1 protein-coding gene is annotated in these 650 nt (G+C 40.6%); it reads left to right on the top strand.

Annotated features, from left to right (window positions below):
* Positions 1 to 87 precede the first annotated feature (87 nt).
* Positions 88 to 650 (top strand): ATP-binding protein (locus tag ABU914_RS15455; RefSeq protein ID WP_379670575.1); only part of this gene is annotated, 563 nt, incomplete at its 3' end.

The raw sequence follows: 650 nt of genomic DNA, 5'->3' as shown, positions 1-650 counted from the left end.
ACCGTGATGAGACTACGGCTCAATCCGAACACAATTTGAAAGCTTATGCAGATCTCTTTCAACAACAGGAGGAAGAGGTGACGCACTGTGGATAAAAAACAGCGATTGGTAGAGTTATGCAGGGAATTACGGTTACCGAGTATTCGTCACATGGTTCAAGAAGAAACATCATTTAAAAATCCAGATGAAGCATTTGATGTCTTACTTCAAGTGCTTCTCCAAGAACGAAGCGATCGCTTCGTACGTGCGAAACAAAACCGAATACGGGCTGCCAACTTTCCTCAGAAAAAGCTGTTGGAAGAATTAGTAGAAGAGGCTCTACCTGAACAAGCAAAGCAAAAATTGCCACATTTAAAGACACTTGAATTTATAAAGGAAGGACAAAACATTATTTTAGCTGGTTCTCCAGGTACAGGGAAAACACATATGGCGATTGGACTTGGAATGGAAGCATGTTTAGCTGGGTATAAAGTGTTTTTTGCGACGGTGCCTTCGTTCATCAACCAATTAAAAGAACACCGTTCAGAACGAACATTACGGTCCTTTGAATTAAAGTTTGAGAAATATGACCTCGTGATTATTGATGAGCTCGGTTATATCTCTTTTGATAAAGAAGGTGCGGAACTCTTATTCACCCACCTCTCTTTACG

It is taken from the genome of Pueribacillus sp. YX66, assembly GCF_041725775.1.
GTDB lineage: Bacteria > Bacillota > Bacilli > Bacillales > UBA6769 > Pueribacillus.
Note: the sequence above shows the minus strand (reverse complement) of the source record. Positions and strands in the feature narration are given on the sequence as shown.